Annotated in this window: 23 protein-coding genes; 5 read left to right on the top strand and 18 right to left on the bottom strand. The window is 69.5% G+C overall.

Translation table 11 applies throughout. The features are described from left to right. Positions 1–9: 9 nt before the first annotated feature. From mnhG to F8O04_RS02725, 6 genes are read right to left on the bottom strand one after another with little or no spacing between them, the layout of a single operon-like run. Positions 10–519, bottom strand: coding sequence for a monovalent cation/H(+) antiporter subunit G (gene mnhG, locus F8O04_RS02750; RefSeq protein ID WP_158027808.1), 510 nt, complete (start codon positions 517–519; stop codon positions 10–12). Further along, positions 516–941 carry a monovalent cation/H+ antiporter complex subunit F gene (locus tag F8O04_RS02745; protein WP_158027807.1) on the bottom strand — a complete coding sequence of 142 codons (426 nt, stop codon included), beginning with the start codon at positions 939–941 and terminating at the stop codon, positions 516–518. The genes mnhG and F8O04_RS02745 overlap by 4 nt, the downstream gene beginning before the upstream one ends. Beyond that, positions 938–1,726, bottom strand: coding sequence for a Na+/H+ antiporter subunit E (locus F8O04_RS02740; protein ID WP_158027806.1), 789 nt, complete (start codon positions 1,724–1,726; stop codon positions 938–940). Before F8O04_RS02740 ends, F8O04_RS02745 begins: the two co-directional genes overlap by 4 nt. After that, on the bottom strand, positions 1,723–3,327 hold the full coding sequence (locus tag F8O04_RS02735) for a Na+/H+ antiporter subunit D (RefSeq protein ID WP_158027805.1): 1,605 nt from the start codon (positions 3,325–3,327) through the stop codon (positions 1,723–1,725). Before F8O04_RS02735 ends, F8O04_RS02740 begins: the two co-directional genes overlap by 4 nt. Continuing rightward, positions 3,324–3,944 carry a Na(+)/H(+) antiporter subunit C gene (locus F8O04_RS02730; protein ID WP_158027804.1) on the bottom strand — a complete coding sequence of 207 codons (621 nt, stop codon included), beginning with the start codon at positions 3,942–3,944 and terminating at the stop codon, positions 3,324–3,326. Before F8O04_RS02730 ends, F8O04_RS02735 begins: the two co-directional genes overlap by 4 nt. Then, positions 3,941–7,015, bottom strand: coding sequence for a Na+/H+ antiporter subunit A (locus F8O04_RS02725; RefSeq protein WP_158027803.1), 3,075 nt, complete (start codon positions 7,013–7,015; stop codon positions 3,941–3,943). Before F8O04_RS02725 ends, F8O04_RS02730 begins: the two co-directional genes overlap by 4 nt. Before the next feature lie 175 nt (positions 7,016–7,190). Between F8O04_RS02725 and F8O04_RS02720 the strand changes: the two genes are divergently transcribed. Further along, positions 7,191–8,018, top strand: coding sequence for a sugar phosphate isomerase/epimerase family protein (locus F8O04_RS02720; RefSeq protein ID WP_225734834.1), 828 nt, complete (start codon positions 7,191–7,193; stop codon positions 8,016–8,018). 61 nt (positions 8,019–8,079) lie between these two features. Beyond that, a complete protein-coding gene (locus tag F8O04_RS02715; protein WP_158027801.1) occupies positions 8,080–8,724 on the top strand; it encodes a Pr6Pr family membrane protein in 645 nt (214 codons plus the stop codon). A gap of 134 nt (positions 8,725–8,858) precedes the next feature. Here F8O04_RS02715 and F8O04_RS02710 read toward each other — a convergent pair whose 3' ends face one another. Genes F8O04_RS02710 through F8O04_RS02700 form a run of 3 tightly spaced genes read right to left on the bottom strand, consistent with a single transcriptional unit; the run spans position 8,859 to position 14,917 of the window. Next, complete coding sequence (locus tag F8O04_RS02710) at positions 8,859–11,162, bottom strand: YhgE/Pip domain-containing protein (RefSeq protein WP_158027800.1); 2,304 nt, start codon at positions 11,160–11,162, stop codon at positions 8,859–8,861. Next, positions 11,159–14,272, bottom strand: a complete 3,114-nt coding sequence (locus tag F8O04_RS02705; protein WP_158027799.1) for an MMPL family transporter — start codon at positions 14,270–14,272, stop codon at positions 11,159–11,161. The genes F8O04_RS02710 and F8O04_RS02705 overlap by 4 nt, the downstream gene beginning before the upstream one ends. Positions 14,273–14,275: 3 nt before the next feature. After that, positions 14,276–14,917 carry a TetR/AcrR family transcriptional regulator gene (locus F8O04_RS02700; protein WP_158027798.1) on the bottom strand — a complete coding sequence of 214 codons (642 nt, stop codon included), beginning with the start codon at positions 14,915–14,917 and terminating at the stop codon, positions 14,276–14,278. 185 nt (positions 14,918–15,102) lie between these two features. On the opposite strand from F8O04_RS02700, the gene F8O04_RS02695 reads away from it, so the two are divergent. Together F8O04_RS02695 and F8O04_RS14725 are read left to right on the top strand one after the other, a co-directional pair. After that, a complete protein-coding gene (locus F8O04_RS02695) occupies positions 15,103–15,303 on the top strand; it encodes a hypothetical protein (RefSeq protein ID WP_158027797.1) in 201 nt (66 codons plus the stop codon). Between the two features lie 104 nt (positions 15,304–15,407). Then, positions 15,408–16,448 carry a hypothetical protein gene (locus F8O04_RS14725; RefSeq protein WP_188726308.1) on the top strand — a complete coding sequence of 347 codons (1,041 nt, stop codon included), beginning with the start codon at positions 15,408–15,410 and terminating at the stop codon, positions 16,446–16,448. A gap of 90 nt (positions 16,449–16,538) precedes the next feature. Here the strand turns inward: F8O04_RS14725 and F8O04_RS02685 are convergent, their stop codons facing one another. Next, on the bottom strand, positions 16,539–17,231 hold the full coding sequence (locus F8O04_RS02685) for a vitamin K epoxide reductase family protein (RefSeq protein WP_188726309.1): 693 nt from the start codon (positions 17,229–17,231) through the stop codon (positions 16,539–16,541). 14 nt (positions 17,232–17,245) lie between these two features. Continuing rightward, positions 17,246–18,091, bottom strand: coding sequence for a DsbA family protein (locus tag F8O04_RS02680; RefSeq protein ID WP_158027795.1), 846 nt, complete (start codon positions 18,089–18,091; stop codon positions 17,246–17,248). Positions 18,092–18,216: 125 nt separating this feature from the next. Here F8O04_RS02680 and F8O04_RS02675 point away from each other — a divergent pair, with 125 nt between their 5' ends. Next, entirely contained in the window at positions 18,217–19,464 is a 1,248-nt protein-coding gene (locus F8O04_RS02675; RefSeq protein WP_188726459.1) for an MFS transporter, read from the top strand. A gap of 10 nt (positions 19,465–19,474) precedes the next feature. Here the strand turns inward: F8O04_RS02675 and F8O04_RS02670 are convergent, their stop codons facing one another. The 7 genes from F8O04_RS02670 to F8O04_RS02640 form a co-directional block, all read right to left on the bottom strand. Beyond that, positions 19,475–20,767, bottom strand: a complete 1,293-nt coding sequence (locus F8O04_RS02670) for a D-arabinono-1,4-lactone oxidase (protein WP_158027793.1) — start codon at positions 20,765–20,767, stop codon at positions 19,475–19,477. 45 nt (positions 20,768–20,812) lie between these two features. Next, positions 20,813–21,523, bottom strand: coding sequence for a TetR/AcrR family transcriptional regulator (locus F8O04_RS02665; protein ID WP_188726310.1), 711 nt, complete (start codon positions 21,521–21,523; stop codon positions 20,813–20,815). A gap of 212 nt (positions 21,524–21,735) precedes the next feature. Beyond that, complete coding sequence (locus tag F8O04_RS02660; RefSeq protein WP_158027791.1) at positions 21,736–23,214, bottom strand: amidohydrolase family protein; 1,479 nt, start codon at positions 23,212–23,214, stop codon at positions 21,736–21,738. Positions 23,215–23,258: 44 nt separating this feature from the next. After that, a complete protein-coding gene (locus tag F8O04_RS02655; RefSeq protein ID WP_158027790.1) occupies positions 23,259–23,636 on the bottom strand; it encodes a hypothetical protein in 378 nt (125 codons plus the stop codon). After that, entirely contained in the window at positions 23,633–24,541 is a 909-nt protein-coding gene (locus F8O04_RS02650) for a DODA-type extradiol aromatic ring-opening family dioxygenase (RefSeq protein ID WP_158027789.1), read from the bottom strand. The genes F8O04_RS02655 and F8O04_RS02650 overlap by 4 nt, the downstream gene beginning before the upstream one ends. A 45-nt stretch (positions 24,542–24,586) precedes the next feature. Then, the gene (locus F8O04_RS02645; protein ID WP_158027788.1) at positions 24,587–25,396 is read right to left on the bottom strand and encodes a citryl-CoA lyase; all 810 of its coding nucleotides are present in this window, start codon (positions 25,394–25,396) and stop codon (positions 24,587–24,589) included. Continuing rightward, positions 25,393–26,649, bottom strand: coding sequence for a CaiB/BaiF CoA transferase family protein (locus F8O04_RS02640; RefSeq protein WP_225734833.1), 1,257 nt, complete (start codon positions 26,647–26,649; stop codon positions 25,393–25,395). Before F8O04_RS02640 ends, F8O04_RS02645 begins: the two co-directional genes overlap by 4 nt. Positions 26,650–26,836 lie beyond the last annotated feature (187 nt).

The following is a 26,836-nucleotide window of genomic DNA, read 5'->3' as shown; positions in this document are numbered from 1 at the left end:
ACCGCAAGTCTACGACTCGGGATGCGCCCGCCCGACCGCGCGGCCCGCGGCCCCGCCGTCGTTCGCGTCGGCCGCAGCGGCGTCGTCCATCCCCGCTTCCGGCTGCTCGACGCCGGCGGCGTCGGCCTCGAGTTCGCCAGCGTCGACCTGCTCGCCCTCGGCACGCTCCCGCTCGGCGAGCTCGATCGCCGAGGCGAGTGCGTCGACGTGCAGTTCGTCCTTCGGGAAGTGCCAGTTGCGGTAGCCGCCGCGAGCGAGCGTCGCCGCCGCGACCGGGGTCGTGAGCATCTGGAAGAACATGATCGGTACCAGGAACAGCACGGTCCCGGCATTGGTCTGCTGGATCGCGATGCCGAGCAGGATGCACAGCAGCCCGAAGATCTGGGGCTTCGTCTGCGCGTGCATGCGCATGATGAGGTCGCTGAAGCGCAGCAGGCCGAGCCCCGCGGCGAACGACAGGAACGCGCCGATGAGCACGAGCACGGCGCTCGCGAGATCGAGGACGTCGTCGAAGCTCATCGCCCACTCCCCCCGCTGAACGTCGATTGGTCTGCGGCCCCGGTGTCGTCGGGAACCCGGCCCTGGCCGGTGTCACCGAGGGCCTCGACCGCCTCGCCGCTCGAGTCATCGGCGAGCGAGGCCGCCTCGGCCGGGTCGGGCGACGTGTCCTGCCGCGAGACGTACCGCGCGACTGCGACCGACGCGATGAACGCCGTCATTCCGAGGATGAGCATGAGCGGGAGCGAATCCGTGTGCCGGCGGGCGACCATGTCGGCACCGAGCACGCAGATGATGATCGTGAGGATCGTGTCGGACGCGACCATGCGGTCGACGATCGTCGGCCCCATCACCATCCGCCACAGGGCGAGGAGCGACCCCGCGGCGAAGGCAACGCCGATGGCCCACCACAGGGCGTTGAGCAGGGCGTCGAGTGCGATCATGCCCCGGCCCCTTCCGTGTCGGTGGTGCCGCGTCTCGCGGTCTCGGCCTCGTCGAGGAGCTCGGCCTCGAGTTGCTCATCGGTCAGGCGCGCCCCCTCCGACTCCTTCGCGGCGCGGCGGTCGGCGAGCTGCTGCTCGCGCAACCGTTCGTGGGCGCGCTGCATCGGCGTCTGGCCGACGGGCTTCAGCCCGTGCGCGATGCGATCGCGGTTGATGCGCCAGATGTCATCGCGCGAGCCCAGCGCGAGGGCGATGCCCTGCTCGGAGCGCAGCGCCGCGATTCGTGCGCGCTCGACCTTCTCGTCCGTGTCGCTCCCGAGCGAGTGCAGATACAGCACCGAACGCATCCGGTCGGCCTCGACGACGACCGAGCCGGGGATGAGAATGCTCACCTCGGCGGTCAGCGTGAGAATGAAGTCGCTTCGGCTGCGCAGTTGCACCGCGATGATCGAGTTGCGCGGCAGCGGCCCCGGACGCACGGCGAGCCACGCCATCTGGAACGAGGCGACCGTGAGCTCCCACACGAACCGCACGAAGAACTGGAGTGTCCGGAGCACGTTGAACCGCCCGGACAGCGGCACCGCCGGCAGGTAGAACAAGCGCACGACGACGATGCTGAACACGATGCCCGTCACGACGCTGATGACGTCGACGTGTCCCCACAGCACGAGCCAGAACGCGAGGAGTGCGACGAGCAGCGGCAGCTGGGTGCGGAAGTTGTGCCGGCGCACCTGCCGGTCAGTCGGGCGTTCGAGCCCGTCGAAGTCGTTGGTCTTGGCGCTCATCCGTGATCACCGTCGTCGTCGTGCAGATCGTCGATCGCATCCTGCGGCGTCTGCGGGTCGACCGCGTCAATGTACCCGGACCCGCCGTGCAGGTTCTCGGCGGCCGACTGCGCGAGCTCGTAGATCGGCCCCGCGAAGACCGTGAGCGCCACCGTCACCGCTACGAGCGTCGCCGTCGCGCCCGTCATGAGCCGCGACGAGTCGCGGGTCTCGGTCATCCGCGCCGATTCCGGTGTGTCGACGACCCTGCCGGTCAGCGCAGACTCGAAGTCCTCGACCTCGTCCTGCGGCCGCCAGAATCCAAGGTTCCACACGCGGATCAGCGCGTAGAGCGTGAGCAGACTCGTGAGCGCCCCGACGCCGATACCCGCCCAGATGAGCGGCGTGGCGACCTCGCCGCCGGCCGTGAAGAGGCCGACCTTGCCGATGAACCCAGAGAACGGTGGAATGCCCCCGAGGTTCAGCATCGGGACGAAGAACAGCAGCGCGACGAGGGGCGCACGTTTCAGCATGCCGCCCAGGTGCGTGATGGAGGACGTTCCGGCGACGCGCTCGATCAGCCCCGTCACCAGGAAGAGGGTGGTCTGCACGATGATGTGATGCGCGATGTAGTACACCGTCGCCGACCAGCCGGCAGCCGAGCCGAGCGAGATGCCGAAGATCATGTAGCCGATGTGGCTCACGAGCGTGAACGACAGCATCCTCCGGATGCCCGCCTGCGCGACGGCGCCGAGGATGCCGACGATCATCGTGAGCATGGCGATGATCAGCAGCATGGTGTTGATGTCGTTCGACGCGAACAGGAGGCTCTCGGTGCGGAGGATCGCGTAGACGCCGACCTTCGTGAGCAGGCCAGCGAACACGGCGGTGACCGGCGCGGGCGCCGACGGATACGAGTCGGGGAGCCAGAACGACAGCGGGAACAGGGCCGCCTTGATGCCGAACGCGATGAGCAACGACATGTGCAGCACCGTCTGGGTCTCGTGCGGCAGTTCGGCGACCCGCACCGCGATCTCGGCCATGTTGACCGTGCCGACCGCGCCGTAGATGAGGGCGACCGCCGCGAGGAAGAGGATCGACGAGACGAGGCTGACGATGATGTACGTCACGCCGGCCTTGATCCGCGCGGCCGTGCCGCCGAGGGTGATGAGCACGAAGCTCGCGACGAGCAAGATCTCGAAGCCCACGTAGAGGTTGAAGAGGTCGCCAGCGATGAAGGCGTTGTAGACCCCGGCGGCCAGCACGAGGTACGTGGGGTAGAAGATCGAGACGGGCGTCTCATCGTCGCCGTCGGTATTGCCCTGGCCGATCGAGAACGCCATGACGCACAGCAGCACGATGCTCGAGACGACGACCATGATGGCGCTCAGCCGGTCGACGACGATCGAGATGCCGAATGGCGCGAGCCAGCCGCCGCCCTGCATGACGAGGGTCTCGCCGCCGATGTGCACGGCGACGAGGAGGCCGATGCTCACAGCGAGCGCGATGAGCATCGTGGCCGACGCGATGGCGACCTGCAACCGCTGCTTGCGCGCGGCCGTGAGCGTGATAGCGGCGCCGATGAGCGGCACCAGCACGATGAGGGGGACGAGCCAGGTCACGGGCGGCTCCCCTCGTCGGTCGGGTCGTCGGTGGTCGCCGAGGCGTCGCTCGAGGGCGTGTCGTCGTGCTCGGCGTCGGGGGTCGCCCTCGTTGGGCTGCTGGCGTCGCCGGCGTCGAACTCGCCGGCGTGGTCGTCGGCGGTCGCAACTTCGTTGAGGTCGACCGGTCCGGTCGCCGTCGCGACGGCGGCCTCGGCGGCCGACCCGAACTCGGTGTCGCCGGCATCCGCCTCGACGAAGGTCTCGTCGTCGGCCGTGACGTCGACGGTGCGCATGGCGATGTCCTCTTCGTCGTCCTCCACGGTGTCGGCCTGCGCCAGGCGCCACGACCGGTAGACCAGGGCGAGGAGAAATGCCGTGACACCGAAGGTGATGACGATTGCCGTCAGGATGAACGCCTGCGGCAGCGGGTCGCTGTAGTCGCCGGGCTCGAGGTCCGGGTTGAACAGCGGGGCGGCGCCGAAGCTCCCCGACATAAAGAAGACGAGCAGGTTGGTCGCGTTGCCGAGCAGCAGGAATCCCAGCACCATGCGGGTGAGGCTCCGTTCGAGGAGCATGGCGACGCCCGCGGCGAAGCAGACGACCATGCCGACGAGCAGGAGGATCGAGATGGTCATTCGCGCCCACCCCCTTCGTGCGGGCCGCCCGAGTTGTCGCCGTCGCCGCCATCGGCGCCGTCGGCCGCTGTCGATGTCGGCGCCAGCACGGGGTGATCATGCACGTTCCCGACCGGCATGACCTGCAGTTCGCCGTCGTCGCTGCGAGCGCCCTCGTCGCGATCCGTCGCTTCGGCCTGGATGTCGACCTCGCTGCCGAGCGAGCGGAGGATGTCGATCGCGAGGGCGATGCAGATGAGGTACACGCCGATGTCGAACAGGGTCGAGGTGACGAACACGAACTCGCCGATGAAGGGCACCTCGGTGTCGATGTAGGTACTGGTGAGCGGGCCGAACCCGAGGATCACGGGCACGAGGGCGGTCACGGTGGCGAACAACAGACCGATGCCGAGCAGGCGCCCTGCGTCGATGCGCATGGCGAGGTCGAGTTCGTGCCGCCCGCCCGCGAGATACCGCGTGGCGAGCGCGAGGCCGGCGACGATGCCACCGGCAAAGCCGCCTCCTGGCGCGTTGTGGCCTGAGAACAGCAGGAAGAGCGACGCGATGAAGAGGGCGTGGAAGACGAGGCGCACGACGACCTCGAGCAGGATCGAGCGGTTCTCGGGAGCGAGCGACTTGCCGGCCAAGAGCCACACCTTCTGGTGGTCCCGCGCCTGCCGCGCCGGCCTCTCGGGATTCTGCGTGGTGCGGCCGGGCACCTGGATCACGTCGGTGATCGGCGACGCGGTCAGCGTGAACCGCGGCGGCCGCACGAGCTGCTTCGGCGACCCCCGGTTCGCGTACCGCGTGTTCAGGTAGATGAGGCTCGCGATGCCCGTCGCCGCGGCGATGAGCACGCTCAGCTCGCCCATCGTGTCCCAGCCGCGAAGGTCGACGAGCGTCACGTTCACGATGTTCTGCCCGTGACCGCCCTCGGATGCGAGCACGGGGAAGGCCACGGAGTCAGGCGTGACGGTCCGCGAGGCGATCGCGAACAGGGCGACGGCGCCGAGCGCGATTCCCACCGCAAGACCGATGCCCCACCGCACCCACGCGGGAAGGTTCTCTTTCCGTTCGAGGTGCGTTGCCGGCAGTCGGCGCAGCACGAGCACGAACACGACGAGCGTGATCGTCTCGATGAGGGTCTGCGTGATCGCGAGGTCGGGGGCGCCGTGCAGCGCGAAGATGACGGCCATCGCGTAGCCCGTGACGCCGACGAGCACGACGCCCTGGAACCGCTTGCGCGACCTGGTCGCCGCGATCGCGGCGATGCTCATGACGACGACGACGACGAGCTGCACCCAGCTCCACTCGATCGGCGGCAGCTGCGGCCAGTCGGCCATGAGGAGCGTGATGCCCATGGTGGCGGCGAAGACGACGACGATCGTGCCGATGTAGAACGGCAGCGATCCCCGCTGCGTCGCCGCGGTGACGCGGGCCGAGATGAGGTCGACGACGTTGATGGCCGTCCAGTAGCCGCGGGCGCTCTCGATGATCGATGGCACCTTCGCCTGCAGATTCGCGACGGTCCTGCGGCCCGCGAACATGAGCGATCCGAGCACGATCGTGCCGAGCGAGATGAACAGTGGCGGCTCGAATCCGTGCCAGAGCGCAAGATACGCCGGATGTTCGGGGTCGAGCGACGGCAGGGTGCCGGCGTAGAGGCCCGCCGGCACGTTGACGAGCGGGGCGGCAAGGCCGAACACGACCGACACGATGGCGAGGATCGCGGGCGACACCATGAAATCGAGGTGCTCCGGGACGTACTGCACCGATTCGACACCGGGCTTGCGCGAGAACGCCCCCCACAGGAACCTCAGGCTGTACGCGACGGTGAAGGCGCTGCCGAGCGCGACGCCGATGAGCGCCACCCAGCCCCAGGCGTTGCCGTGCTCCCCCGCCTGCAGGAACGCGCCGAGCAGACCCTCTTTCGCCACGAATCCGATCAAGGGGGGAAGGCCGGACATCGATGCGAGCGCCAAGGTCGTCACGACCACGAGCATGGGCGCCGACCGGCCGAGCCCCGAGAGCTTCCGGATGTCTCGCGTACCCGTTCGGTGGTCGATCATGCCGACGATGAGGAAGAGCGCCGCCTTGAAGCAGGCGTGCGCGACGACGAGGGTGATACCCGCGAGCGCCGCGTCGTGCGTGCCGAACGCGACGACGGTGGTCATGAACCCGAGCTGGCTGACGGTGCCGTAGGCGAGGATCAGCTTCAGGTCGTGCTGCCGGAGCGACCGCCATCCGCCGACGAGCATGGTGAAGACGCCGAAGACGACGAGCACCTCGCGCCAGCCCGGCATCTCGGCGAAGCCGGGCGCGAGGCGCGCGACGAGGTAGACGCCGGCCTTGACCATGGCCGCGGCGTGGAGGTAGGCGCTGACGGGCGTTGGCGCCGCCATGGCCCCTGGCAGCCAGAAGTGGAAGGGCACGAGGGCCGATTTCGTCGCGACGCCGACGAGCACGAGCATGATCGCGGTGATCACCAAGGCGTCGAACTCTGGCGGGTCGGCGATGAGCTCGCCGAGCAAGGCCGTGCCGCTCTGCGCGTGCAGCATGACGAAGCCCACGAACATGGTGAGCCCGCCGAAGACGGTCACCATGAGCGCCTGCATCGCGGCACCACGGCTCGCGCGCCGCCCGGTGTAGTGGCCGACGAGCAGGTACGAGAAGACGCTCGTGAGCTCCCAGAAGATGAACAGCAGGTACAGGTTGTCGGCGATCACGAGCCCGTACATGACCCCGGCGAAGGCCAGGAGGATGGCGGCGAACCGGCCGAGGTCGGCTTCGTCTCGCTTGAAGTACCGCGCGCAGTAGAGGAGCACGAGCGCACCGACGCCCGTGACGATGAGTGCGAGCACCCAGCTCAGCGCATCGACGCGAAGGTCGAGGTTCATCGAGACCTGCGGCAGCCACTCGAGCGTTTCCCGCACCTCGCCGCCCGCGAGCACGGCCGGGCCCTGCAGGATCGTCACGACGAAGGCAGCGGCCGAAACCAGCGCGGCCACGATGAACATGCCGTTGTGCAGCCACCTCCGAACGAGCGGCAGAGCACAGGCGACGATGCCGAACGCGAGGAGGAGTAGCAGCATCCACACTCCGTTCCGTACCGACTGCGCGGCGGACTCGCGCTTTCGGGATTCTAGCAACTGGCTGAGACGCCGCCGCGCCGGGGCGACAACGGCATCCCGGTCGCGCGCCGTGCGGCCGCTCGTCACCAACCGGTGACGTCGCAGGAGTAAGGTCGCGGCCATGATTTCCGTGGGCATGAGTACGTCGTGCACGTTTCCCAAGCCGGTGGCCTCGGCGTTCCGCATCGCGCGAGAGGTCGGCTTCGACGGGATCGAGATCATGGTCGCAACCGAGCAGGCCAGCCGGTCGGCCGATCTGCTGAAGGCTCAGATCGACAAGCACCAGCTGCCCGTGCTGTCGATCCACGCGCCCGTGCTCTTCTACACGCAGTTCGTGTGGGGCACCGACCCCGAGCAGAAGCTCGTGCGCACGGCGCAGCTCGCGCGCGACGTCGGCGCGTCGACGGTCGTGGTGCATCCGCCGTTCCGATGGCAGCGGGGTTACGCCGAACGGTTCCTCGACATCGTTCGCCGCATCCAGGGCGAGACCGGCATCGAGATGGCCGTCGAGAACATGTTCCCGTGGAAGGTCTCGGGGCGCGCGCTTCGCGCCTACCTGCCAGGGACGAACCCGGTCGAGATGGACTGCGACGCCCTCACCATCGACTTCTCGCACGCCGCGCTCTCGGGCGATGACGCCCTGCAGATGGCGATCGACGCGGGCGACCGGTTGCGCCACGTGCACCTGTGCGACGGCCAGGCGCCCGCCGCCAACGAGAAGGTGTTCGATGAGCACCTGCTGCCCGGCGAGGGCGGCCAGCCCGTCGCCGAGACGCTGCAGTACCTCGCCGACATCAACTGGCAGGGGCACGTCGTGGCCGAGGTCAAGACGGGAACGGCGAAGTACGAGGCGCAGCGCATCGAGAAGCTGCGTCGGACGCTCGCGTTCGCACGCGAGCACCTGCGCCTCGATGTGGGCGCCGACGCCGAGCAACGCGAGCGCTCCGACCCCTCGGCCGCGTAACGCTCGCCGCGCGGGGCGCGCCCCGGCATCCCGCCTCTCGACGCGCCGCTAGGCTCGGGGCATGAACGCACGCTCGCGACGGGCAGCGACGCCCGTCGGGCTTCTGCGACTCGCCCTCGCGGCCGCCATCATCATCGCGATCGCCGCGACCCATCTCGACACTGCCAGCCGCACCACGGTCGTGCTCGTCAACATGTACGGCTACTTCACGGTGCAGTCGAACCTGATCGGCGCCGCGGCCCTGATCGTGTCGGCGGCGCTCACGCTCACCCGCCGCGAACCGTCCACGCTCTCGACCCTGTTGCGTGCGCTCGCGACAACCTGTCTCGTGATCGTCGGACTCGTCTACGCCGTCCTCCTCGCGCCGCTCGGGGCCGCGGGCGGCGTGCCGCTGCCGTGGGCCAACGTCGTCATGCACGTGGTCTCGCCGATCGCGATCGCGATCGACTGGTTGCTCGTTGGCGACCGCAGGCGCGTCGCCGTCTCGCGGTTCTGGGTGCCGCTGATCTACCCGGTCGCGTGGACCATCGTCGTGCTCATCCGCGGCGCCACCGACGGCTGGGTGCCGTACCCGTTCCTCAACCCCGCCCAGGGGTACGACGTCGTCGCGCTGTACGCGGTCGCGATCGCCGTGTTGTTCGGCGTCGCGAGTGCACTGGCGCTCTGGGTCACCCGCTTGCCCGGTCTGCTCCTTCGCCGGCCCTGACGAGCTTCGTCGACGATCGTGTGCGGGCAGATGCTCGGACGCTCTCCGGGGGGCGCGCAGTTCCCAGCACGAGGTCTCCCGCGACCGAGGCCGCGCGGCGCCGGCCGAGGCCTCGGACGCCGCGCGGCGTCCGCCTACACGTCGCTGGGTTGCAGCGGCCTGCCGATGGATCGCAGGTTGACGAGATGGTCGAGGCTCGTTCGTCGTTTCCGCTCGTAGATGAGCCACGCCGCCGCACCCGAGAGCAGTGCGATGAGCAGCAGCGCGATGTACGACATGACCACGGCCCCGGCGCTGCCGCCAGCGTAGATCAGCTGCAGGCCGGCCGACGCGTGCGAGAGGGGCGCGAACGTCGCGAGCAGCTCGGCCCAGCCGGTGCGCAACTCGGTCGGCAGGATGATGCGCAGCGTCGCGAGCTGCAGCCCGAGGCCCACGAGCGAGGCGATGGCACCGCCGCGGCGCCCGAACAGCGAGACGAACAGCAGGTGCATGGCCGTGACCGCGAGCGCGAGAAGCGCGCCGAGCGTGATGGTGCCGAGGATGCCACCCCACGGTGCGCCGACGATGTGGGCGATGACCGCGACGCCGAGGGTCGCGCCGAGTACCGGCACGCCGAGACGCAGGAAGGCCTGCCGGACGAGGCGTGACGTCGACGCGGTCGACTCCAGCGCTTCTGGCGTGATGAGCCTGCGGGCGAGCATCGTGACGAATGCCGCGAGCCAGGCGGCGATGGGCACCGAGAGCGCCGCGAGCATGCCCCCGAAGCGGGGGTCGTGCTGCGAGATCACGTCGGCCCTCACCGGGTGAGCGAGGACGTCGGCGTAGCTCTCGGAGTCACCGAATCCGCCCGCCTGCTCCGCTCCCGACTGCAGACCCGTTTCGAGGTCGGACGCGCCGTCGACGAGGCCCAGCAGGCCGTCGGCCAGCGCGGGGTTCGCCTCGGCGAGCTGGCTCTGCCCCTCGGCGAGCTGGCCGATACCCGCGGACAGCTCACTCGTTCCCGACGTCACCTCGGCGCCGGCGGCCTGCAGCTGCGACGCGCCCGAGGAGATCTGCTCGCTCCCGGCGGTGAGCTGGTCGGCGCCCGCGAGCAGCGGGTCGGCGTTCTCGGCGAGGCCCTGCGCGCCGTCGGCGAGGTCGGCGCTCGACGCGTTCACGGTCTGCGCCGTGCCGTTCGCGCTCGCGACGAGCGATGCGACCTCGCCCGCCTTCGACGTGAGCGCGTCCGTCTGGCTCACGGCCGCGGATGCGCCAGAGAGGTCCTCCGCGAAGATGCTGTCGAACAGCGCGGTCGCGTTGCCGGCGGACGAGGAGATGGCGCCAGTGCGTTCGTGGCAATCGGCCTGCTGCTCCTCGGGAAGCTGCGGGCACATGGCCTGCAGCGCCGCCGCGTTGTCGGCGGTGCTCGCCAGCTCGTCCGCGACGCCGCCCTGATAGCTCGACTCGGCGGCCGAGAGCGCACCTGCCGCCGATTCGAGGCCGCTCGTGGCGTTCGCGACCGCTGCGGCCGACGCCGCGAGCTCCGACGCGGCGGTGTTCGCGGCGCCGAGCTGCGCTGTCACGCCGCCGACACCCTGCGTGTACGGCCCGATGCCGGCCGCGAGCGCCTGTGCGCCCGAGATGTACTGGCTCGCGCCCGAGGCGAACTCCCCGGCCCCGGCCGCGTACTCCGACGCGCCGACCGCGAACGCGTCGACGCCGGCGACGTACTGTGAGGTCCCAGTCGCGAGCTGCTCGGCGCCGCTTGCCGCCTCGTTCAGGCCCGCGGTGATCTCCGCCTGGCCCTGCGTGTAGCTCGTGAAGCCGTCTTCGAGCTGGTCGGCACCGCTCGCGAGCTGGCCGGCCCCGTGCGCCGCGTCCTGGAAACCCTCGCCCGTCGCGTCGAATCCCTGCACGAGCCCGATGGCGATCATCTCGGTGACGCTCTGCCCGAACTGCGCGACCACCGCATCCGCGAGCACTGAGGCCGCCTGCGCCGACAGGTAGTCGTGCGCCTGATCGGTCGTGATCTGCAGGCGGGCGGGCTGTGGGTCGTCGGTACCGAGGGAGACCACGCTCGCCGAGAAGTTTGACGGGATCGATATGACGACGTACGCGTCGCCCCGCGCGAGCGAATCGACCGCGGTCTGCGCGTCGGCGAGCTGCCAGTCGAATCCGTAGGAGTTCTCGGGCGACATGAGGTGCGAGACGAGCAGACGCCCCGCGACGACCTGCGAGGTGCTGCCGTCGGCCGCGGTCTGCTCAACCATCTCGTCTTCGTTCACGATGAGCGCGGGAATCGCGCTGCTGCGCGCATCGGCCGCCGACATGCCCGCGAGATAGGCGATGGCGAGCACGATCGGCAACACGATCGCGAGGAGGATGTTGCGGCGCTTCCGCGCCCGCTCGTCTGGCGAGACTGCGGTGGTGGTGTCGGTGGAGCCCGTGCGGCCGGTCATCGGAGCACGTCCTTTCCATGCGAGTCAGTCAGCGGTGCGGTGCGATCGGGTTCGGCGGATGCCGTGGCCACCTCCGTGCCGATGGGAACGGAGCGGTCGGTCAGTGCGAAGTCATCTGGTGTCCACGCGCTGTCGGCGTTCGCGTCGGTGTCGGTCGCCGGCTCGGCGTCCCCAGGCCTCGGCAGCGGGTCGGCGCGGCGGATGAACCCGGCCGTCGCGCCCGGTTCCAGCTCGAGCCACGCGACGGGGCGGGCCGTGTTCGAAATTCGATGGGTCGCCGCGACGACGTCGAGGCCGAGCGACGTGCCGGCAACGATCGTGACGTCCCCGGGCGCGATACGGGTGAGCCCGTCGATGAGCCTGCCCACCGTCTCGGTCGCGTCGGTGCCGGTCGAGAGCGTGCCGAGGTCGGCCACGAAAACGCTCGGGTACTCGGCGAGGGCGAGCTGTGCGATGACGAGGCTCCGGGCAAGCGGGTCGAGGTCGGCGAGCCTCGAGTCGAGGGACATGGTGGGGTCGGATGCCCCGATCACGTGCATCGCGGCCGTCACGTCGTCGACCAGGGCGCGCACCGCATCCGGCGTCGCCGGTTCGCCGACGCGCACGAGCCGTTCGCGCAGCAGCTCGGCAACCGAGGCGCCCTCCGCGCGCTCCGGCACCGCGTCGAGCGTTGCCGTGGCGACGAGCCCGCGCACCTGTACGGCGTCGCCCGGCAGCGGCCGGCCCAGTACGTGCAGGCGGCCGCGGGCCGGCGAGAGCCGGCCCGCGAGCGTCGCGGCGAACACGCGCCGGTCTTCGTCGATGCCCTGAACGATGAGCACCGAGCTGTGGGGCACCTCGAAGCTCACGGGGCCGAGGGCGAACCGCGCGTCTCCGCACACGACCTTCTCGGCGCCGATCGCCGCGTACTCGACCGACGAGAGCGCCCAGCCCGCGTCGTCGCGGTGGTGCCGCAGGTGCTCGCCCTCGATGTCGAGCTCGGGCAGCAGACGGTCGAGCCACCGGGGCAGCCACCACGCCCACTTGCCCATGATGGCCATGAGCGCGGGCACGAGCGTCATGCGCACGAGGAACGCGTCGAAGGCGATGCCGACCGCCAGGCCGAGGGCGATGGCCTTGATCACGCCGGCGCCCTCCGGGACGAATGCGGCGAAGACGAAGAACATGATGAGTGCGGCGGCCGTCACGACGCGCGCGCCCTGTGCGAAGCCGTGCTCGATCGCCGCGCGGGGCTTCTCGCCTCGGACGTGTGCCTCGCGCATGCCCGACACGAGGAACACCTCGTAGTCCATCGCGAGTCCAAAGATGATCGCCATGAGCAGCACGGGCATGAACGAGATGATCGGCCCCGGCACGACGTGCATGGCGTCGGCGAACCAGCCCCACTGGAAGATGGCGACGACGACGCCGAATGCCGCGAAGATGCTCAGCAGGAAGCTCAGGGCCGCCTTGAGCGGCACGAGCACCGAACGGAACACCATCATGAGCAGCAGGAAGGCCAGGCCGACGACCACGAGTGCGAACGGCACCAGCGCCTGGTCGAGCCGGTCGGAGATGTCGATCGCGACGGCCGTGTAGCCGGTGACGCTCAGGCCGATGCCGTACTCGTCTTCGACCTGCGGCGCGAGTTCCCGAAGCGCGTTGACGACATCGAGCGTCGCGGGGTCGGCGGGTCCACTCGTCGGGATCACCTGGATGATCGCCGAGTCGACCGTCGGGTTCGGCAGCGCGTCCCCCGCGGTCTTCACACCCGAGACGGCGGCGACCTCGCTCGAGACGGCCGCCAGATCGTCCATCAGGGTGTCGTTGTCGGCGCGCGTGATGTCGAGCATCACGAGGAGCGGGCCGTTGGCGCCCTCCCCGAAGTGCTCGGCGACGGCGTCGTAGCCGTCGCGGGCAACCGATCCCTGCTGCTCTCCCGCTGCCGACGGGAGCGCGAGACGCAGGTCGAGCGCGGGCAGGGCGACCGCGCCGAGGACGCCGACCACGAGCACGACGAACACCCAGGGCGCCCGCAGCACGATGCGCACCCAGCGGCGGCCCATCGTCGGCTTGGCGTCGGCTCCGCTCTCGCGGCGGTGGGCGCGCGAGCCCGCCTTCGGGCGCAGGCGCTCCCCCGCGAGCCCGAACAGCGAGGGCAGCAGGGTCACGGCGGCCGTCATGGCGAGGAACACGGCGATCGCGGCCGCGACTCCCATGACGCCGAGGAAGGGGATGCCGACGATGAGCAGGCCAACGAGGGCGATCATGACCGTCACGCCGGCGAAGATGACGGCGTTGCCCGCGGTTCCGACGGCCGTCGCGGCGGATTCATCGGGGTCGAGCCCGTTCGCCAGCTGGTGACGATGCCGCGAGAGGACGAAGAGCGCGTAGTCGATGCCGACGGCGATGCCGATCATCACGGCGAGCAGCGGCGTCGCGCTCGAGACGCTCGTCATGGCGGCGACGACGAGGATGCCGCCTATCGTCGTGCCGACGGCGACGAGCGCCGAGGCGAGGGGCAGCCCCGCGGCGAGCACCGAACCGAACGCCACCACGAGCACGAAGGCGGCGAACAGTACGCCGATCGCCTCCGTCACGGTCAGCCCGTACTCGAGGTCCTCGAAGATGGAGCCGCTGTAGGCGGCCGACGCTCCCCCTGCGACGCTCTGCTCGGTGGCCGCGATCAGCGCATCCTTCTGGTCCTCCGTGATCTCGGAGACCTGGCCCTCGAACTGCACCGTGATGATGGCGGCCTGCGCGTCGGGGCTGACCGCATCGGTCGCGAACTCCGAGAATGGCGAGACGACCTGCGCGACCCCGTCGATGTCGCCGATCGCGACGACGGCCGCGGCGATCGCCTCGGTCGTCACGGGTCCCTCGACCGATTCCCCCGCGGGGGCGGCGATGACGACGCTCGCGCTCGCGCCCGCGACCTCGGGGAAGACGTTGTTCAGGCGGTCGAGCGCCTCTTGGGACTCGGTGCCGGGAATGTCGAATGATTCGCGCATCTCGCCGCCGAGGACGATACCGGCCCCGAGTGCGGCGCCGAGCAGCACGAGCCAGGTGACGATGACCCGCCACGGGTGATGAAAGGAGAAACGGCCGATGCGGTAGAGGAAGAGGGCCAAGGGTTATCGACTTTCCTGGATCGGCGCGGCGGGTTCGTGCGGAGCAGTCGCGGGAGGGGCGCCCGTCGTGCCGGACGAGACAATGCTCAGCACGGCCTCGCGCACGCGCGCCCCGAACTCCTCGTCGTCGAGGCCGTCGGTCGAGGTCGCCAGCGCGGCGTTCGTCCGCTGCGCGATGAGGTAGGCGGCGCCGGCGATCGCGAGCTGCCGCCGCAGGTGCTGGCGCTCCGTCGCGCTCGACACCGCGTTGCCGACGGGCGCGGCGCTGTCGACCGCGAACAGGATGCTGTTGACACGGCTGACCGCCGGCTGATCGCGCAGCGAGGTCACCTGGTTGATGAAGATCGACACGGCGTGCTCGTGCGTCAGCATGAACAGGACCATCCGGTCGGTCCATTCGACCCAGTCGCGCTCGTCGCCCATCGCGAGGTCGCGGACGAGGGTGTCGAACTCCTCGATGATCGGTGCGACGGCTGCCTCGAAGAGCGCCTGCTTCGAACCGAAGTGATACAGAACGTTCGCCTTCGTGTAACCCACGCGGTCGGCGATGTCTTGCAGCGAGGTGGCATCGTAGCCGTCGCGCGCGAAGAGCTCGAGCGCAGCGCGGCGCAGTTCAACACTCGGGTCAGTGCGCGGTTCCGTCACGAACCGAGCCTAGCTGACCGAACGGAAAGTTTCCAACCGATCGGTCAGGCACGAGGCCGGGCACGGAGCGGCTCGCGCGGCAGCCTCGGCCGATACTCCGCTCCGTGGCCTAGCCTTTGCACTGCCGATCCGTGTTCGTCAGGGCCGCCCGGCATGGCAGGTCCGCCCACGACCCTGGAGGTCCAATGCGCAAGTTCATCACCAACGGTGCCGTCCTCTCGTCCGTCTTCGCGATCGTGCCGCTCCTTCGACAGACAGCGACGCAGCGCCGCAAATGGAAGGTCGCCCTCATGTGGCTCGCCTGGGGAGTCGGCGTCGCCGTGGCGGTGGCGTCCGTCCTCGACGACATCGACGAAGCCCGCGAGGCCGAACTCGAAAACGACTAGCGCATCCCGTTCCCTTCTTCCGACCGACGGCGTGTCTGCGGGAGCCCCGGGCGGTGCCAGGGAACACTGAACGACAGCACCCCGCTCCCACGAAAGGGGAATCCGTGTTCGGATGGTTCCGCAAGCGCAAGCGAAACGACGAGACGGCGGTCGACACTGCCGCCGAGCAGTCGGTCGAACGTGCCGCTGCCGGACAACCCGGGGCGACCGCGCCGCAGGCCGCACCTGCGCAGAGCCCGGCCGCGCCCGCGGATGAGCCCGCGCCAGCCGACAGGTCCCCCGCATCGCAGCCTCCTGCCGCTGCCGCACCGCAGCAGCCGCCCGCCGACGCCGCTGCGGCCGTCACGGCACAGGCCGCTGACCGCGGCACCACCCAGCAGGCTGCCCACGCCCCCGCCTCGTCGGTGCACGCCCCCGTCACGGCGCCCCCGGTGCGCGCGTCGAGCTTGCCCATCGCGGCACCCTCGCTTCGGCCGGCGATGCCGCTCAGCGACAACCCGAACTTCGCCGGTCTCGGTCTCGCGCAGCCCGACCACACCCCGCCGCGGCTCCTCGAGCCCGAGGCGGCGCTGACCGATGACGCTCGCGACGAGCTCACCGCGATGCTGCTCGACATGTTCGGCCCGACCGGCCGCTACCGCCTCGAGTGGCGGGCCAATCGCGAGCCTGGCGACGACGCCATGTTCTCCGAGATCATGGTGGCCGATCTCGTGCGCCGCATCCAGAACTCGATCGCCGTTGCGAGCGACCTCGAGCTCCGCGCGGCTCCCCTCCGCCTCGCCATTGAGGCGATGCACCAGCGTCGCACGGGCGGTGACGACCCGAACGACTCCAAGGCCGACGCCGACGCCGACGCGTCGGATGACGCGGATGCCGAGGGTCATGAGAGCGCGGCGAACGGCGCCGACGCGGAACCGGCCGACGCGGACGTGGATCGCGTCGCCGCCGACTCGGACGCTTCCGACGACCGGCCGACCACGCACGGCGCGGCACCGGTCGAGCAGACCGCCGGCGAACAGGCCCGCGCGGCGGCGATCGCCGAGTTCGTGACTCCAGCGCCCTCGCTCCACGACCTCGCCGCAGCCGCCGAGCCGCCCCGGCCCCACCTCGGCATGCGCGACACGGCCGACCGCCGCATCGCCTGAGACAACGCAACGGCGGCTCGGCACACGAGCGCGACGCACGAACGGCACCGGATGCATCCGGTGCCGTTCGTCATTCGCTGCGTCGGTCGCTCAGATCAGCGAGAGCGCGATGACGTTCCACATGCCGGCGACCACAAACCCCGCGACGGCGAGGTACCAGATGATGACGACCGTCACGGCCCACGGGGCCAGCGCCCGGCCGGCGCGGACGGCTCCCGGCCCCAGGTTGCCCTGGGCGAGGTTGAAGATCGTCGTGAGGGCGACGAGCGGGATCGTCGCGGCCCAGATGATCATGCACCACAGGCAGAGCCGCGCGAGCTCGTAGCCGCTGTACCACTGCAGGAAGGTGATGAGCACGGCCCCGCCGATGAGGCCGACCTGGAATCCGACCCAGAACCAGCGGGCGAAGCGCGCCCGCGCGAACAGGCCCATCGCGATCGTGACCGTGACGCCGAAGGCGACGAGGCCGATGATGATGTTGGGGAATCCGAGGATGCTTCCAGCCCACGATGACATCGCCGGCCCGCACGTCATGAACACATTGATGTCGCACACAAGCGCGGCGGTGGGCTCCCGCAACCGGTGCAGGTACTCGATCGTGAGGAAGAAGCTCGCGAGGAGACCGACACCGCCGAAGACGAGCAGCGCCCAGGCGAGATTGCGCCCGTCCCGGATCAGCCACGGCAGCCCGTCGTCCGCGCCATCGCCGCTTTGCCCGGCCAGGTCGGCGTCGTCGTCGAGCTCGTCGACGCCGGCCACGCCGGGACGACCCGTGTCTGCCACAGATGCCGCCATCGCTACGCGGCGGGGGCGCCGTCGGACTCGGTTGCCGGCTCCCCACCCGTCGTCGGCGGAGTCACATCTCCGCCGTTCGCGTTGACGAGCGCGTAGATGTCCTCGCCGACGGGGATCTCGGCCTGAATGGTGCCGTTCACGCCGATCGACGGGGTGCCTTCGACACCGTCCGCGCGCGCATCGCGCGTGGAGTCGTTGACGATCCGCAAGTACGTGCCCTCGTTGATGTCGGCGAGTGCCTGCTCGTCGGTCACGCCGAGCGTGGGCGCGATCGAGGCGTAGTCGCCGGTGCCCCACGACTGCTGCTGCTCGGCGGGGACCGAGAACAGGGCGTCACTGATCGTGAAGTACAGCTCGGGCTGGTGCTGGACGGCGGCGAGCACCGCCGCGCCCGCCTGCGCGCCGTACGGCGCCACGTAGTTGATCGGAATGTACTCGACCTGCACCTGGCCGCTCGCGATGAGGTCCTGGTAGATGCCATTCGTCTGCGCGTGGTAGTCGATGCAGTGCGGGCACGAGTAGTCGTACCAGTACTGGATCGTCACGGGGGCGTCGGTCGCGCCGACGAGGATGCCGCGCTCGGTCGTCGAGATCGGCTGCTCGACCGCCTCACCGGCCGAGTCGGCCACCTCGACGGTTCCCGCCGCCTGGAAGTCCGGGCGCGGGTTGAACCACTGCGGCCCGAAGATGACGAGGCCGACGACGGCCACGATCACGACGAGTGCGCCGCCGATGATGCCGACCTGCGCCAGGATGCGGTTCCGGCGGCGCTTCGCCTGCTCCTGCTTGCGAATCGCGTTCGCTTCTTCCCGGAGCCGACGGATGTGATCGCGGTCTTTCTGAGCCATGCGTTGGGCAACTTTCGTCAAGTGGATCGAGGAGCCACAGCGAATTGTACGCGCGGGCCACAGGTAGGGAACCGCGCGGGCATCCGCACCATTCCAAATGCGAGTAGGTTGCAGGCGTGACGTCGATGTTCCGTTCCCTCGCAGAATGGAATTATCGGGTCTGGTTCGCTGGCTCCCTCGCGTCCAACATCGGCACGTGGATGCAGCGCACAGCGCAGTCGTGGATCGTCCTGACCGAACTCACCGATCACGACGCGACGGCGCTCGGCATCGTGACGGGGCTGCAGTTCGCGCCGCAACTGGTCTTCGCGCCGTTCGCGGGCGTGCTGGCCGACCGGATGCCGAAGCGCCGCCTCCTGGCGATGACCCAACTGACGATGGGGGCGCTCGCCCTCGCGCTCGGCCTCATCGTGACGCTCGGGCTCGCCGAGCTCTGGCACGTGATGGCGTTCGCCCTGCTGCTCGGGGTCGCCGCGTCGTTCGATGCCCCGGCCAGGCAGGCGTTTGTCTCGGAGCTCGTCGAGCCCGGCAACCTGTCGAATGCCGTCGCGCTCAACTCGACGTCATTCAACGGCGCGCGGCTCATCGGCCCGGCGCTCGCGGGCGTACTGACCGTCGTGATCGGTTCGGGGCCGGTTTTCCTGCTCAACGCCCTCACGTTCGCGGCGACGCTCTGGGCGCTCGCCGCGATGCGCGCCTCCGAGCTGCGATCGCCGCCGCTCGTGCCCCGCGGGCGCGGCCAGCTTCGCGCCGGACTGCGATATGTGGCCGGGCGTCCCGACATCGTCGCGGTCATGGTTGCCATCTTCCTACTGAGCACCTTCGGCATGAACTTCCCCGTGTTCACCGCGACGATGGCCACGATCGAGTTCGGGCAGGATGCCGACGGGTTCGGTCTGCTCAATTCGGTGATCGCCGTCGGCTCGCTCGGCGGCGCGCTCCTGGCGGCACGGCGCGACCGGCCGCGATTTCGCATCTTCATCGCGTCGCTCGCCTTCTTCGGCCTCGCCTGCGGGCTCGCGGCGGTCGCGCCGAGTTTCTGGCTCTTCGCCCTCGCGCTCATCCCCGTCGGCTTCACGGCCCTCTCGAGCATGACGACGGCGAACGCGCTCGTGCAGGGCAGCACCGACCCGTCGATGCGTGGGCGCGTCATGGCGCTGTACATGGCGATCCTGCTCGGCGGCACGCCCGTCGGCGCGCCGCTCATGGGGTGGCTCGTCGAGCTGATTGGGCCGCGGGGTGCGCTCGCCATCGGTGGCGCGAGCGGGGTCGTGGCGGCGTTCGTCGCGGTGTGGCTGCTCCGGAACGCCGGCGTGGTGCGCTGGCGCGACTTCCCGTGGCTGCGTCGGGACGACCCGCCGAGCGATCGCTGACCGAGCGCGGCTACTCCCCCAGGACGCGGCGGACGTAGGCGTTGCTGAACCGGTGATCGGGGTCGAGCCGATGCCTGGCGGAACGGAAATCGCCGAACCGCGGCATCACGTGGGCGAACTCGGCCGCGCGCACCGTGTGAAATGTGCCCCAGTGCGGCAATCCGCCGCCATCGAGGAACATGGCCTCGGCGGCGTGAAAGTAGGGGCGCGGGTCGATGCGCGTCGGCATCTCAAGCCACACCGTGGCGGTCGGCGCGTTGTACGAGGCCGAAAGGTACGCGTCGTCGCCCGGCGAGAACGTGAGCTGCACGGCCGAGGGCACGTTGAAGCGATTGCGGCGGATGAGCTCGTCGACCGCGGGCAGCAGTTCCGGGGTGCGGTCGAGCGGGAACGTGTACGCCATGCTCGCGCGCGGCAGCGGCGGGGTCGCGGCCATTGCGCCGGCGGGCCCGGTGACCTCGGACCGATCGTGCGCGAGTGAGGACTGCGCGCGATTCATGGCGGGCACGGCCTGCGGGAAGGACTTGGCGAGCCCGACGCGCAGCCCCGCGCAGGCGCGCCCGACTCCACGGACGAGCCTGCCCGGCCCCGGTTCGTCGTACCCGGCGCCGATCTCGCGCACAGCGGTGCGCACGGTGACACGACTCGTGTGCGGGAGCCAGCTGACCGAGAGCGTGTCGACCTGGTGCGCCATGCGCACGATGCTGTCGAGCGTGCTCGTCATCGACCCCGTGTACTCGTCGATCGAAACCCGATGCGACGGCGCCGTACGCACCGTGACCTCGCTCATGATGCCGAGCGCGCCGAGGCTCAGGCGCACGGCGGGCCACAGCTCGGCGTTCTTCCGCTCGCCGACGCGCAGGACCTCGCCCGTGCCCGAGACGAGCTCGACCTCGACGAGCTGGCTCGGGGCTGACGGCAGGCGAAGACTCGAACCCTGCGAGCCGGTTGCCGCCGAACCGGCGAGCGTCGCCCCGGAATTGCTCGTGGCGTTGCTGAGCGAGAGTCCCTCGGTCTCGAGGAGCGCCACCGCCTCGGCGGCGCTCGTGCCCGCTCCGAAGGTGGCGGTGCCGGCCTCGCGATCGATGCGGCGCAGGCCGCGCAAGCCCCGCGTGTCGATGAGGACCTCGGGAGCGGCGGCGATGCCGGACGTGCTCATGCCGCCGCCGACGGCGCGCACGCGCTCGCCAGAATCGACGGTCTTGCGCACGGCGGCGGCCAGGTCTGCAGAGGTGTCGGGCCGCTCGATGCGAGTGGGCGTCGCGCGCGCGGTGCGTGCCCAGTTGGTCCAGGTCGATGCCACAGGAATCTGCCTCCAGGTCGTACCGCGGCGGTCGCCGCTGCGCTTCTATTCTGTCGGCTCGCGCTGCAGGCCGCCTGCGGCGCCCAGCGAGTCGTCGCCCGAGAAGAGTTCCTCCACCAAGCGCGACCCCATGAGCTCGGTCGAGGGCTCTTCGCCGTCGGCAAGCGGCTCGAGGTTCGACTCGATCAGCGTCACGATCGCGTCGACGCCCAACCACACCGCCCGGTCATCATTCGTCTTGACCCAGGTGAACATGATGCCCTCGATCGTGACGAGCAGCATCGACGCCAGCACTTCGCTGTCGATCGTCAACCGTACGCGGGTGCGCACCTGGAGCAGATCGAGCAGGAACCGGATGAACAGCAGGTCTTCCGACCAGCGCGCGACGCCGAGCCCCGCGAGCTCGTGGGTCCGGGCGGCGTACGCGTGCACCTCGTAGGCCGCGAGCGTCATGTCTCGGTGCTCGCGGGCGTAGTGGAGGCGCTGGCCGAAGGCGGTGCGGATGCTCGACTCGACCGAGCTGAAGTCGATCGCGTCGAGATCGAGGCGCATGCGGAAGTCGGCGGCGATGTTGCGAACGGCGAGTTCTATCAGCTGCTCGCGCGACTCGAACACGTAGTGCAGGGTCGACAGCGGCATGTCCGCCTCCGCGGCGATGGCGCGGGTGCTTGACGCGGCAAGGCCCTCGCGCGCGATGAGGCGCACGGTCGCCGCGACGAGCGTGGTTCGGCGATCCGATGCCGATATACGTGCCATGCGAGCCTCCTTGCCGGCCTCCGCTCCCTCGGTGGCGCCCCGAAGTGCTGGATCGATGCGGCCGACCCCCTCGCGTTGGGACGGGCGCACGATGTAGACAATCATGCCGAGCGCCCGGCGCCGAGGAGTTGTGCACGGAAAGACCAACGATTCGGTCACGACTGCGCCCCGAGGCGATGACCTCGGGGCGTCAGCGTGCGACCGGGTGCTCGCTATGCAGTGCCGCGCGGAGCCGGCGTCTCGTACGCCTCGTGCGTCGAGTCCGAGCGATAGTCGGTGTACATGTACGGGTTGTCGAGTACGCGCGGCTCCGGGATGTCCGGATTCATGTCGGTGTCCCACGTCTCCTCGCCGAGTGTCGAGCGCAGGTGCTCGACGGTGTCCTCGATCGCGGTGCGCACCTTCGCGAGGTCGCCCGAGACCAGCTTGCCGTCGTACTTCTTGATCTCGCCACCGACCAGCACCGTGTGCACATCGCCGCGACCGGCCTGCATGGCGAGATGTCCGTAGGGATTGATGATCGGCGTCATGGTCGGCGAGGCGTCGTTCTTCACGAGCACGATGTCGGCGAGCTTGCCGACTTCGAGCGAGCCGAGGTCGTGTTCGCGGCCAATCGCCTTCGCGCCGCCCCGCGTGGCCCACTCGACGACGTGCTGCGCACGCAGGTACGAGTTCGTGATGGTGTCGCCCTTCTCATGAGCATTGAGGTGCTCCCAGGAGCGGTCTGCGCCGAGGGTCGTGCGCATGGCCGCGAAGAGGTCGGCGCTGAACCAGACGCTCGTGTCGACCGAGAGCGAGATCGGGATGTTGTGCTCGCGAAGGGCGTGCGAGGGCGGGTAGCCCTGACCGCAGCTCTGCTCGCTCTCGGTGGACAACGAGGCGATGCCACCGGTCGCGGCGATGCGCTGGTACGAGTCGTCGCTGAGGGTCGCGGCGTGAACGTAGACGGTGCCGGGCGTCATAAACCCGTGCTCGTGCATGAGACGGATGCTGTCATCGTTCGTCGCGCCCCAGACGCCCGCGTGCGTCGTGACGGTCACGCCGAGATCGCGGGCCACCTCGAAGGCGGCCTTCTCGGGGAATGTCGGATCGCCCGTGACATCGAAGGCCAGTTGCACGCCGGCGAGACGTGAGTCGTCGATCGACGACTCGAACAGGGCGCGGTAGGCCGGGTCCGCGGTCCACTCCCACGGCCCGGCGAAGATGTTGCCGAAGCCCATGACGTAGCGACCGGGCGAGGTCACAAGGGCGTCGATCGCGGCCTCGGCGTGCTCGACCGACTGGAGCCCGTGCGACCAGTCGACCGTTGTCGTGATGCCCGATTCGATGGCGTCGAGGGTCGAGAGCGCATTGCCCGCCCAGTAGTCCTCCGGGCGGAACGCCTTGCCGTGCTCGAGGTAGTACCACACGAAGTACTGCGTCAGCGTCCAGTCGGCGCCGTAGGCGCGCATGGCGGTCTGCCACATGTGCCGGTGCGAGTCGATCATGCCCGGCATGATGATGCCGCCGGAGGCGTCGATCTCGTACGTGCCCTCCGGCACCTCGAGCTGCGGCCCGACGCCGGCGATCTTTCCATCGATCACGAGCACGTCGGCGTCGCGCATCGCCGTCTTGGCGTCGTCCATCGTGAGCACGATGCCGCCGCGCAGCACGATCGGCTGTCCGGCCTTGGGAAGTTCAGGGGTGGTCATCATTGACTCCAAATCGCGGGGGTGAGGTGGGATGCGGGGTCGCGTCAGAGCGCAACGCTCGGGTACGGCCTGCCGATCCAGTGCGCGAGCTTCTCGCGGTATTCCTTCTGGAAGCTGAGCGGACCGACTCTCGCCACGTAGTCCTCCTCGTAGATGCCGATGAAGATCGTCAGCGTGAGGAAGTAGTGCGCGCCCATTTCGAACAGCGCCACGTAGTCGTGCTCGACGAGCGCTCGGCGCTCGTCGTCGGTGAGCTGCACGACCGTCGAGCGCTCGACGGTCTGGTTCCACGCGCCGAGGTACGGGGCGTAGTCGCGCTCCCACCGCGCGACCATGGCCTCCGGGTCGGCCTTGTAGGCGGCGAGCAGCCCCGGGTCGCGGTCGACCTGGAAGAGGAACTTGTTGACGGCGTACTTGCTCATGCCGGGGTCTCCCGTCGCAGATCGTGCTTACGCCCCGAGGCCGGTCGCGGGTCGCCGGCGGGGTACCAGGTCATGTACATCTCGCGCGTGTGGAACAGGTCAAGGTCGTCGATGTAGTCGGCCTTCTCTGGGCCCGCGATGCCGAGCATGAGCACGAGATCGAGGAAGCCGGGCGTCGCGTTGCCCGTGGTCGACATCGATTCCCACGTGACGTTCTCGAGGATCGCCTCGATGTCGCCGTGTGCGAGCCAGTCGATCGCCTGCACATCCCACTCCGGGTCGGGGCCGTGCTCCTCGAACATGCGCGGGCCGCCGAGCTCGAGCGAGAGATGGCCCGTGCCGATGGCGGCGATGCGCTTGTCGGAGGGGTACTCATCGATGACCTCGCGGATAGCGCGACCGAGGTCGTAAAAGCGCTTGGGACTCGGCAGCGGCGGCGCGAAGATGTTGGTGTAGATCGGCACGATCGGCAGGTCGGCCTGCGGCCGCGTCGTGATGATCGGGCAGATGATCGAGTGGTCGATCTTGAGCTCGTGCGACACCGAGAAGTCGAAGCCGCGATCCATGAGTCCCTGCAGCAGGTAGCCCGACAACTCTTCGTGCCCCTCGAGCTGGAACGTCGGGATGCTGAACTCGCGTTCCTCGTTGTAGAAGGTCGCGTCATAGCGGGGCTGCTTCCCGATGAGGAACGTCGGGTAGTTGTCGTAGAAGAACTGGTGGAAGTGGTCAGAGCCGACCATGACGAGCAGCTCGGGCTCGGCCGCCGTCAAGGTTTCGCGGTACGACTCGACCCGCTGCTTCCACTCGGGCGCATCGGGGATCTGCTCTTCTGGCGGCGTGAGCTCAGTTGCCTTGTAGAAGAACGGGTGGTGCGTGGTTGCGAGCACCGCTGAGAGGGTCGCCATGGTGTCGTTCGCTCCTTTGCGTGATGGCGTTGGCGTCCGGGCGAGCTATTGCTCGGGCGCGACGTAGGTGGCGTTGCGGTCGACCTCGGCGTAGATCGCGGGGCCGACGGGGTTCTGCTGCTCCTCGGCGAGGTGGCCGATGAGGCCGGCCGTGCGCGCGAGCAGCGCGAAGCCGCGCAGCAGGCCGAGCGGCAGCCCTGCGTCGGCGAGGGCGGCCCCCGCGACGCCCGCGCCGTTGAGCGGGAGGGTGCGGCCGAGCACTTCCGGGTGCACCCTCCCGATGGCTTCGAACAGCGCCAGGTGAGGCCCGAAGACCTCGGCTTCTCGCGCGATGCGGAACATGACCGGCGTGCGCGGATCGCCGTGCTTGTGCACGGGGTGACCGATGCCCGGCACCTTGCGGCCGTCGGACTTCGCTGCCGAGACGGCCTCGCGGGCAACGGCATCCCACCCGTCTTCGGTACTCGGAGGGTCGTCGCCGAGGCCCTGAACGATGCCGGCGAGGAACTGGCCCGTGTCTTCTGTGACGCCGAGGAAGCGGCTGCCGCCACCGAGGAGTCCGGATGCGATGGCGCCCTGGATCGAGTCGGGCGCGGAATAGTAGGTCATGCGCGCCGCGATGGCGGTCGGGGTGTAGCCGTGGTCGGCGAGCGAGACGAGCGCGGCCTCGAAGACGCGCAGCTGGCCGGGCGTCGGCCGGCGCTTCGTGGCGAGCCAGTAGGCGAGCTCGCCGAAGCTGACCTGGCCGAGCACGTCGTCGGCGAGGTCGAGGCCGAGCAGCTCGATGCGGTCGGTCGTCGAGGTGCCAATGCCGGTGGGGTACGAGCGGGCCTGGCCGGTCGATTCGGTGGTCATGCGTGTCCCTTCGCTGCGTGCGCCCCGCGGGCGGCAGTGGTCTCGCTGGTCTGCCCTCGAGCCGGCGCTGGCTCGCTGAGCCACGCGCGAAGTTCATCGGCGTGCTCCCCGAGAAGCGGCGGGGGCAGGCGGTACTGCGGCTGCGTCTTGGAGAAAGAGATGGCATTGCGGATCATCGGCACGGCCCGCTCGCCCTCGCCGACCGTGATGATCGGCTCGAGGCCGAGTCGCTCGGCGAGCTTCACGCCCCCGTCGATGGTCTGCACCGGCCCACAGGCGATACCCGCCTCGGTGAGTCGCTCGAACCACTCGTCGACCGTCGCGGTGCCGAGCGCCTCGACGAGCATCGGCCGCAGCTCGGCCCTGTTGACGTTGCGGCCGTCGGTGGTCGCGAATCGCTCGTCATCAAGGAGCTCCGGTCGACCGAGCGCCGTCACGAGCGCCTGGAACTGCCGATCGTTGGCGGCCACCACGAGGATCTCGCCGTCGGCTGCCGGCAGCGGCTCGTAGGGGAAGAGGCTCGGATGCGCGTTGCCCATGCGCATCGGCACCTCGCCGCCCGCAACGTAGGTCGACGAGTGGTTCGCCATGCCCGCGAGCGCGGTCGACAGCAGGTTGACCTCGACGTGCTGGCCGTCGCCCGTCGCGTCGCGGTGGCGGAGGGCGGCGAGGATGCCGATGACGCTCTGGAGCCCCGTCATGATGTCGAAGACCGAGACACCCGACCGGTAGGCGGGCCCGTCTGGGTCGCCGGTGAGACTCATGAGCCCCGACATGGCCTGCACGATGAGGTCGTAGCCCGGCAGGCTCGCACCGCCTGCGCTCCCGAAGCCGCTGATCGAGGCGTAGACGACGGACGGGTTGGATTCGGCGACCGAGTCGTAGTCGAGGCCGAACTTCGCAAGGCCGCCCGGCTTGAAGTTCTCGATGACGACGTCGGCTCGGCGCGCGAGCTCCTGCGCGAGCACGCGGTCGTCGTCGTCGCGGAAGTCGAGCACGATGTCGCGCTTGTTGCGGTTGATGCCGAGGTAGTACGTCGACGTGCCGTCGCGCTCGGGCGGCCGCCAGCCGCGCGTCTCGTCGCCGACGGGAGCCTCGACCTTAATCACCTCGGCGCCGAGATCGCCGAGGATCTGGGTCGCGAACGGCCCGGCGAGCACTCTCGAGAAGTCGGCGATCAGCAGGCCCGCCAACGGACCGGTTGGCGTGCTGACCGGGTCGGGCCCGGCCGGCGTCGTGTCGTCATCGACCACGCAAATCCCCCTTCGGACAATCATCCGCTGTGCGGACGCTGCCAAGAATATGCCGACGGCGGAGGCGCGTCAAACGAGAACGCGTCGGCGCCGTCCAGCGACTCGCAACCTGCGACTGTCGGTCAGACCCGAGGTTGCCTCGACCGGATTATCATGCCAATCTCGTCAATTGTCCGACAACTGTGGT

Origin of the sequence: Pseudoclavibacter endophyticus (assembly GCF_008831085.1) — a bacterium.
Classification (GTDB): Bacteria; Actinomycetota; Actinomycetes; order Actinomycetales; family Microbacteriaceae; genus Pseudoclavibacter; species Pseudoclavibacter endophyticus.
The sequence above is the reverse complement of the archived record's forward strand: the minus strand, read 5'-3'. Positions and strand labels throughout refer to the sequence as shown.

What these genes read in the sequence shown, in the direction of transcription:
- mnhG (WP_158027808.1), bottom strand. Translation starts at nt 519, where the DNA reads ATGAGCTTCGACGACGTCCTCGATCTCGCGAGCGCCGTGCTCGTGCTC.
- F8O04_RS02745 (WP_158027807.1), bottom strand. Translation starts at nt 941, where the DNA reads ATGATCGCACTCGACGCCCTGCTCAACGCCCTGTGGTGGGCCATCGGC.
- F8O04_RS02740 (WP_158027806.1), bottom strand. Translation starts at nt 1,726, where the DNA reads ATGAGCGCCAAGACCAACGACTTCGACGGGCTCGAACGCCCGACTGAC.
- F8O04_RS02730 (WP_158027804.1), bottom strand. Translation starts at nt 3,944, where the DNA reads ATGACCATCTCGATCCTCCTGCTCGTCGGCATGGTCGTCTGCTTCGCC.
- F8O04_RS02725 (WP_158027803.1), bottom strand. Translation starts at nt 7,015, where the DNA reads ATGCTGCTACTCCTCCTCGCGTTCGGCATCGTCGCCTGTGCTCTGCCG.
- F8O04_RS02720 (WP_225734834.1), top strand. Translation starts at nt 7,191, where the DNA reads ATGAGTACGTCGTGCACGTTTCCCAAGCCGGTGGCCTCGGCGTTCCGC.
- F8O04_RS02715 (WP_158027801.1), top strand. Translation starts at nt 8,080, where the DNA reads ATGAACGCACGCTCGCGACGGGCAGCGACGCCCGTCGGGCTTCTGCGA.
- F8O04_RS02710 (WP_158027800.1), bottom strand. Translation starts at nt 11,162, where the DNA reads ATGACCGGCCGCACGGGCTCCACCGACACCACCACCGCAGTCTCGCCA.
- F8O04_RS02695 (WP_158027797.1), top strand. Translation starts at nt 15,103, where the DNA reads ATGCGCAAGTTCATCACCAACGGTGCCGTCCTCTCGTCCGTCTTCGCG.
- F8O04_RS02680 (WP_158027795.1), bottom strand. Translation starts at nt 18,091, where the DNA reads ATGGCTCAGAAAGACCGCGATCACATCCGTCGGCTCCGGGAAGAAGCG.
- F8O04_RS02675 (WP_188726459.1), top strand. Translation starts at nt 18,217, where the DNA reads ATGTTCCGTTCCCTCGCAGAATGGAATTATCGGGTCTGGTTCGCTGGC.
- F8O04_RS02665 (WP_188726310.1), bottom strand. Translation starts at nt 21,523, where the DNA reads ATGGCACGTATATCGGCATCGGATCGCCGAACCACGCTCGTCGCGGCG.
- F8O04_RS02660 (WP_158027791.1), bottom strand. Translation starts at nt 23,214, where the DNA reads ATGACCACCCCTGAACTTCCCAAGGCCGGACAGCCGATCGTGCTGCGC.
- F8O04_RS02655 (WP_158027790.1), bottom strand. Translation starts at nt 23,636, where the DNA reads ATGAGCAAGTACGCCGTCAACAAGTTCCTCTTCCAGGTCGACCGCGAC.
- F8O04_RS02650 (WP_158027789.1), bottom strand. Translation starts at nt 24,541, where the DNA reads ATGGCGACCCTCTCAGCGGTGCTCGCAACCACGCACCACCCGTTCTTC.
- F8O04_RS02645 (WP_158027788.1), bottom strand. Translation starts at nt 25,396, where the DNA reads ATGACCACCGAATCGACCGGCCAGGCCCGCTCGTACCCCACCGGCATT.